The sequence below is a fragment of the Spongiactinospora gelatinilytica genome (assembly GCF_003236385.1).
Lineage (GTDB): Bacteria > Actinomycetota > Actinomycetes > Streptosporangiales > Streptosporangiaceae > Spongiactinospora > Spongiactinospora gelatinilytica.
Genome location: NZ_POUA01000392.1, coordinates 1 through 7,051 on the forward strand (window position 1 = coordinate 1; position 7,051 = coordinate 7,051).

The following is a 7,051-nucleotide window of genomic DNA, read 5'->3' on the forward strand; positions in this document are numbered from 1 at the left end:
GGACGGGGGCAGGACATGGTGAGGAGCGGCGTGGCGGCGAGTGGAAAGTGTGCCGCGCAAAAAGAAGAAGGATCGTATAGAGGCGATTGGGGTCCTCGGAGAAGAAGCCCGGACGGCGGGCATAAGGGCATGCTGAGGAGCGGTGTGGCGGTGGGTGGAAAGTGTGCCGCGCAAGAAAGAGAAGAATCGTATAGAGGCGATTGGGGCTCTCGGGGAAGAAGGCCGGGCGGTGGGTATAAGGGCTTGCTTGAGGAGTGCTTCGGCATGGGCGAGGAATGCCGGTGTCGGATATCCGATGAGAAGGAGTTCGGAGACGCGGCGGCCGGGTGAGGTGGGACCTCACCCGGCCGGTGGTAGGTGGTGCTGGTTATGGAGAGTGCCTGGGTCAGCCCAGGCGGAGCAGGGCGTGGCGGAGGCGGGCGGAGGCGCGTTCCGCGTCGCGGCGGGCGCGGCGGACGCGGATCACCTGGCGGATCATGCGTTGCTCCTCGGCCTCCTGGTGGAGGGACCGTATTCGGTCACGCACCAAATCTTCATACATCGAGGGGATCTCGTTGCTCCGTCCGGTGAAGCCGCTCATTTCGGTGGTCCTTTCGTGGTGATGATGAACTCGCGGGAAGGGTCAGGCTGCGACCGGGGTCTTGCGCGGGCGACCGCGGGGCCGCTTGCGCGGGACGATGGTGCCGCGCAGGATCAGCTCGCCGCCCCAGACGCCCCAGGGCTCGGCGCGTTCGAGCGCGCGGGCCAGGCAGGTCTTCTGGATGGGGCAGCCTCCGCAGAGCGCCTTGGCGAACTCGACGTCCTCCGGGGACTCGGCGAACCACAGGTCGGGGTCGGAACGACATGGGATGTCGGCTTCGTCGATCAGGTCCATGATCGGCTTGGCCCGCATCAGGGTCACCTCTCTGAAAGTCGTGTTGATCTTCTTGGGCTGTACCTCTTGAGGTGGACGGGCTGCGGAAATAACTAAGGCCGCGGATCCTGTCTGCGGATCCGCGGCCCTGGAGGTCTTCAGCCGGTCAGGTCGTGACCGGATCTCTCCAGGGATGCGAACCACGCAGGCCACCATTGGCGAACGGGTCGTCGTGCTTGGTCTGCCGCTGTTCACGGACGGTCATGAAGACCGGGGCGCCCTTGACGGTGGGCAGGTAGCCGCCCATTGCGGCGCCCTTGAATCCACTGCGGACGGGCATGGCCAAGTGGGCAGAATTCTGCCGTCGCGCTCTTGCCGGCCCATCAGCGAGCAGCCCGGTGATCGGGGCGCCGAGGAACACGACATCGCAGCGGCGTGCGGACGCGAGCCACACCGATGGCGTCTCGTTGATAATCACCGGGGACTCACCTCCGCTCTCAGATCTGCTTCACTATCGGGTGAAGTCGGCCGGACAGGAGCGTCCGACTCGCATGTCCATGACCCTAAACCCCAGCACCGCGACCCGGCAACACATTTTCTACCTGCAGTTTTACGTGTCGGTCAGGCGGATCATGCACTCCTGTACCACCGACACCACGAGATCACCGGAGGCGGTGAACATCTGTCCGCGGGCCAGGCCGCGGGCCGAGCCGGACCAGGGCGACTCCTGCGCGTACAGCAGCCACTCGTCGGCGCGGAACGGCCGGTGGAACCACATCGCGTGGTCGAGCGAGGCGCCCATGATGGGCGACACACCCCAGGCGAGGCCGTGCGCGAGCAGGACCGTGTCGACCAGCGTGTAGTCGGAGGCGTAGGCGGCGAGCACGATGTGCAGCAGCGGGTCGTCGGGCAGGTCGGCGTCGTAGCGCAACCACACCTGGGTCTCGGAGGAGATCAGCGCGGGATCGCGGTGCGCCTCCCAGGTCAGCGGGGTGACGTAGCGGGCGTCGACCGGGCGCGGCGCGGACAGCCCCTCGCGCAGCTCGTCGACGTCGCCGAACTGCGCGCGCAGGTGGTCGAGGACGGGCGGCAGGCCCTCCGGCCGGGGCACGGCCGGCATCGGCGCCGCCTGGTGGGCGATGCCCTCCTCGTGGAGGTGGAAGGAGGCCGACAAGGTGAAGATCGGCCTGCCGTGCTGGATGGCCACCACCCGGCGGGTGGTGAAGGACCGGCCGTCGCGCTGGCGATCGACCTCGTAGACGATCGGCACCGAGGGGTCGCCCGGCCTGATGAAGTAGGCGTGCAGCGAGTGCACCTGCCGTTCGGGCGGGACCGTACGGCCGGCCGCGACCAGCGCCTGGGCGGCGACCTGCCCGCCGAACACGCGCTGGATGCGCTCCCGGGGGCTGCGGCCGCGGAAGATGTTGAGCTCGATCTGTTCCAGGTCGAGCAGGTCGAGCAGCTCCTTGAGGGCCTCGTTCACCGCGCCGCTTCCCTACCCATCCTGCTCGAAAAGCTCAACATGCTCGCCGTACTCACCGTGTGAGTGCTGTTCGTCCGCCTCGCCGCCCGCCGCGCGACACAGCGCGAGAACCATCTCACCGTACCTGTCCAGTTTGACCTGCCCAATACCCGGGATCATCAGCAGATCGGCCTCGGACGTGGGGACGCGCTCCGCGATGGCCTGCAACGTGACGTCCGTGAAGACCACGTAAGCGGGAACCTTGGCCTCCTTGGCCGTGGCGCTGCGCCACGTCTTCAGCTTCTCCAGCAGCGCCTCGTCATAGTCGGACGGGCAGGTGGTGCACCGGCCGAGCTTCTGTTCCGCCCCGGTGACCAGAGTCTTGGCGCAGATCCGGCAGCTCACGGGGGCCGCCGCGGCACGGCGGTCGCGGCCGGAGGAGGCGGTGCGGGGCGGGGCGACGGGGCGGCCGGTCAGCCCGTCCAGAAAGCGGGACGGGCGGCGGCTCTTGCGCCCGCCCGCCGTGCGGGCCAGCGCCCAGGACAGGTGCAGATAGGCGCGGGCACGGGTCACCCCGACGTAGAGCAGCCGGCGCTCCTCCTCAACCTGGTCGGGCGTCTCGGCGTAGACGATCGGCATCATGCCGTCGGTGAGCCCGACCAGGAACACCGCGTCCCACTCCAGGCCCTTGGCCGAGTGCAGGGAGGCGAACGTCACCCCTTCGATCGGCGGCGCGTGCTGCTCGGCGGCCCGCCGCTCCAGCTCGGCCACGAACGCGGGCAGGTCGGCGCCCCGGGCCGCCATGTCCTCGGCCAGCTCGGCCAGGGCCTTCAGCGACTCCCAGCGCTCACGGGCCCGGCCGCCGTCGGGCGGCTGCGGGGTGAACCCCTTGCCGCCCAGGATGTGGTGGACGGTCGGCGCGAGCGGGTCGTCGGCCGCGGCCGAGCGCGCGGCCCCGCGCAGCAGGACGACGGCCTCGCGCACCTCGGGGCGCTCGAAGAAGCGCTCCGCGCCGCGCACCAGGTAGGGCACGCCCGCGGTGGTGAACGCCTGCTCATACGCCTCGGACTGGGCGTTGATCCGGAACAGCACGGCGATCTCGCGCGCGGACACCCCGGAGTCGATCAGCTTGCGGACCGCCTTGGCCACGCCTTCGGCCTCGGCGGGCTCGTCGTCGAACTCGGCGAACACCGGCACCGGCCCCTCGGGACGCTGGGCGATCAGCTCCAGCCGGTGCGGTGACCGGGCCTTCTCCAGCACCTTGTTGGCCAGCCCGACCACCTGCGGTGTCGAGCGGTAGTCACGGACCAGCTTGATCACCGACGCGCCGGGGTGCTCGACCGTGAAGCCCGTGAGGTAACGCGGGGTGGCGCCGGTGAAGGAGTAGATCGTCTGGTTGGGGTCGCCGACCACGCACAGGTCGTCGCGCCCGCCGAGCCAGGTGTCCAGCAGCAACTTCTGGAGCGGGTTGACGTCTTGGTACTCGTCGACCACGAAGTAGCGGTACTGCTGCCGGATCTGGGCGGCGACCTCCTGGTGCTCGGTCATCACCGCCGCGGTCAGCTCCAGGATCGTCTCGAAGTCGACCAGGTGCCGCTCGCGGCGGATCTGCTCGTAAGCCTCATAGAGGCGCGCCACCTCTTCGCCGGGGATCGGCGGGGTGCGGCCGGCCTTCTTGGCCGCCGCCGCGTAGTCGTCGGCGGCGACCTGGGTGACCTTGGCCCACTCGATCTCCGAGGCGATGTCGCGCAGCTCCGCCCGGTCGGGATTGCGCCTGACCCGGCGGCACGCCTCGATCAGCACCGGCAGCTTGGACTCGATGATGGACGGCGGGTCGCCGCCGATCACCCTGGGCCAGAAGTAGGTGAGCTGGCGCAGCGCCGCGGCGTGGAAGGTGCGGGCCTGCACGCCCGGCGTGCCGAGCGCGCGCAGCCGCTGCCGCAGCTCCCCCGCCGCGCGGGTGGTGAACGTCACCGCCAGGACCGCCTGCGGCTCGACCACGCCGCTGTGCACGGCGTAGGCGATGCGATGCGTGATCGCGCGGGTCTTGCCCGTGCCGGCCCCCGCCAGGACGCACACAGGACCCCGCGTGGCCTCGGCGACCGCGCGCTGCTCGGGGTCGAGGCCATCCAGAACGTCATAGGGCTCCACGCGATCTCCTTACGCGCGTCGAACAGGTTTGCCGCGACCATCCTTTCAGCCGCCGGCCGCACCTCGCTCCGCTTCGGGCACGCCTGTGGATAACCCGCAATGCAGGCAAGATGCGAAAACCAAGGGATCTACCCCAGAATGTTGGCGACCATGCCCAGGGAAGGATGAGATCTGTGCGGACCGTAGTGACTGTGGGTGCGCTCGCTCTGGCCGCAGCAGTGTTCCCGACCGTCCTGGCGCCGGCCGCGGCGCAGGCGTCCCGTCCGGTGCCGCCGCCCCCGCCGGTGTCGGAGGAGCAGGCGGAGCCGACGGCCCCGCCCGCGTACACGCCGACGGTGTACCCCGAGGTCCCCGACGCGCTGACCAAGACCGTCGCGTACGGCAGGCACCACCGCCAGCGGATGGACGTCTCCTGGCTGCCCGGCCAGGGCCGCAGGCCCGGCGTGTTCGTACTTCACGGCGGCTGGTGGTCCTCCGGGGACAAAAGGTCCACGACCGCCATCGCGCGGGGCTTCGTGGCGCAGGGTTACACCGTCTTCAACGTCAACTACCGGCTGTCCGGCCAGGCCACCTGGCCCGCCCAGCGGGACGACCTCCTCGCCGCCATCGCCGCCGCCAAGCGGTACGCCGCCCGCTACTCCTTCGACGCGGCCAACTACGCCATCGTCGGCTTCTCGGCGGGCGGGCACATCGCCGCCGCGGTGGGCACCTACAAGAACGGCCAGACGGGCCTGAAGGGCGTCGTCGGCATGTCCCCGGTGATCTCGCCGCTGACCGCGTTCGCGGACGGCGCGGCCGAGGCCGTCAGCCTCCACGGGCGCAAGCTGCGGCAGGCGGCGATCCAGTTGGCCGGGGGCTGTCAGCCGTACGGCCTGTGCGAGAAGATCTGGGCGAGCATGGAGGTGCCGTGGCAGGCGAGCCGCGGCGACGCGCCCATGCTGGCGATCCACTCGCGCGGGGAGTTCGTGCCGCCGCTGCACAGCCAGTTGCTTCAGGAGCAGTTGCGGCAGGTCGGCGTGCCGATGACGGTCCGCGTGATCCCCGGCGCCCGGCACTCCTCGGCCCTGTACGGCGACGCGTCGGTCTCCAAGCAGGTGTACGCGTGGATCGCCGGAGTGCTCAGGCCGTCCGCGAGATGACATGATCCGGGAAGATGAAGGACCCTCCGCTTGTTGCCAATGGACGGCCGATCTTCCACCCCCCGAGGCTCCACTAAACGAAGGGAATCTCCGGAATGGCGCTCACAGTCTACACGACGAGCTGGTGCGGTCCCTGCCGACGGCTCAAGGGCCAGCTCACGCGTGAGGGGATCAGTTACCAAGAGATCGACATCGAGCGCGACCCGAAGGGCGCGGAGCTCGTGATGAGTGTCAACAACGGCAATATGACCGTTCCTACCGTGCTCTTCGAGGACGGTACGACGATGACCAACCCCTCGGTCATCGATGTCAAGGCCCGGATGGCCGCCATCACGGCCTGACCGGCACCGACTTCAAGGTCATCACCAGTCGCCGGTGAGCCGTTCGCCGTACCAGGTCTCGATGAGGCGGCGCGCGATCGAGACCTCGGGCGGCAGCCGTACCTCACCGGTACGCAGCGCGGCGGCGAGCTGGGCGCGACTGTACCACCGCGCCTCGGCGATCTCCTGAGGATCGAGGGTGATCTCGGTCGCGACGGCCCGCGCGAAGAACCCGAGCATCAGGCTGCGCGGGAACGGCCACGGCTGGCTGCCCAGGTACCGAGGCCCGCTGACCGGCACGCCCACCTCCTCCGCGACCTCGCGGATCACGGCGTGCTCCAGCGACTCCCCCGGCTCCACGAACCCCGCCAGCACCGAGAACCGCCCTTCGGGCCACTGCGGCCCCCTGGCGAGCAGGCAGCGGTCGTCCTCGTCGTGGACCAGCATGATCACCGCCGGGTCCACGCGCGGGAAGTGCTGACTGCCGTCGGCCGGGCAGACGCGTACGTGACCGCCCGCCCTGACCTCCGTACGGCCGCCACAGCGCGGGCAGAACTCGTGGGTCGCGTGCCACGCCTCCAGCGCCACCGCGTAGACCATCAGGCCCGCGTCGCGGTCGCCGAGCAGCATGCCCACCTGGCGCAGGCCCGCGGGCACGGCCAGGCCGTCCTCCAGGTCGCCGGCGCCGAGCGGCGGCAGCGTGCGGATCTGCCGGGCATCGGCGTGATCGACGCCGCGGGACGCCACCCCGGGCAGCGGCGCGGCCACCGCGAAGTAGGCGATCTGCCGCGAATCGACGCCGAGCAGGTAACGCGCGCCCGGCGGGCTCTCGTGCGGGGAGAAGTAGACGATCTCCGTGTCGTCCCCGGTACGGCGGACGAGCGTGCGTCCCCCTTCGATGATCAGTACGCGGGTGGCGGTGTCACCCCAGGCCCGGTCCAGCCATTCGGCGTCGTCGCGCTGCAACGCCGATCTGTCGATGGCGCTGCGCGCGAGCAGTAACGGTCCCAGGAGTTGTTCTTCGGCCACATGCCCCACGTATTTCCACCCCTTTTACGGTGGACATCCTACTTCGCAGAAAATGATCCCTTGTATCGCGGAGTGGGGGGACGCCCCGCCGGGGGGC

The 7,051-nt window shown here is 69.8% G+C and carries 7 protein-coding genes; 2 read left to right on the forward strand and 5 right to left on the reverse strand.

The window, feature by feature from the left end; translation table 11 throughout:
• Positions 1-622 precede the first annotated feature (622 nt).
• The 4 genes from C1I98_RS32655 to C1I98_RS32665 all read right to left on the reverse strand — a co-directional run bounded on the left by C1I98_RS32655 (position 623) and on the right by C1I98_RS32665 (position 4,466).
• Complete coding sequence (locus C1I98_RS32655; protein WP_111171209.1) at positions 623-892, reverse strand: WhiB family transcriptional regulator; 270 nt, start codon at positions 890-892, stop codon at positions 623-625.
• Between the two features lie 127 nt (positions 893-1,019).
• Positions 1,020-1,331, reverse strand: coding sequence for a hypothetical protein (locus C1I98_RS40825; RefSeq protein ID WP_146607777.1), 312 nt, complete (start codon positions 1,329-1,331; stop codon positions 1,020-1,022).
• Positions 1,332-1,463: 132 nt separating this feature from the next.
• Positions 1,464-2,336: an acyl-CoA thioesterase gene (locus tag C1I98_RS32660; protein WP_111171204.1), complete on the reverse strand. Its 873-nt coding sequence runs from the start codon at positions 2,334-2,336 to the stop codon at positions 1,464-1,466.
• Between the two features lie 12 nt (positions 2,337-2,348).
• Positions 2,349-4,466, reverse strand: coding sequence for an ATP-dependent DNA helicase UvrD2 (locus tag C1I98_RS32665; protein WP_111171205.1), 2,118 nt, complete (start codon positions 4,464-4,466; stop codon positions 2,349-2,351).
• A gap of 191 nt (positions 4,467-4,657) precedes the next feature.
• On the opposite strand from C1I98_RS32665, the gene C1I98_RS32670 reads away from it, so the two are divergent.
• Both C1I98_RS32670 and C1I98_RS32675 read left to right on the forward strand, forming a co-directional pair.
• Positions 4,658-5,605, forward strand: coding sequence for an alpha/beta hydrolase (locus C1I98_RS32670; protein ID WP_233508386.1), 948 nt, complete (start codon positions 4,658-4,660; stop codon positions 5,603-5,605).
• A gap of 95 nt (positions 5,606-5,700) precedes the next feature.
• Positions 5,701-5,946 carry a mycoredoxin gene (locus C1I98_RS32675; protein WP_111171207.1) on the forward strand — a complete coding sequence of 82 codons (246 nt, stop codon included), beginning with the start codon at positions 5,701-5,703 and terminating at the stop codon, positions 5,944-5,946.
• A 21-nt stretch (positions 5,947-5,967) separates the two neighbouring features.
• Here C1I98_RS32675 and nudC read toward each other — a convergent pair whose 3' ends face one another.
• Positions 5,968-6,963 (reverse strand): NAD(+) diphosphatase, encoded by a 996-nt coding sequence (nudC, locus tag C1I98_RS32680; RefSeq protein WP_111171208.1) that lies wholly within the window; start codon positions 6,961-6,963, stop codon positions 5,968-5,970.
• Between the last annotated feature and the right edge of the window lie 88 nt (positions 6,964-7,051).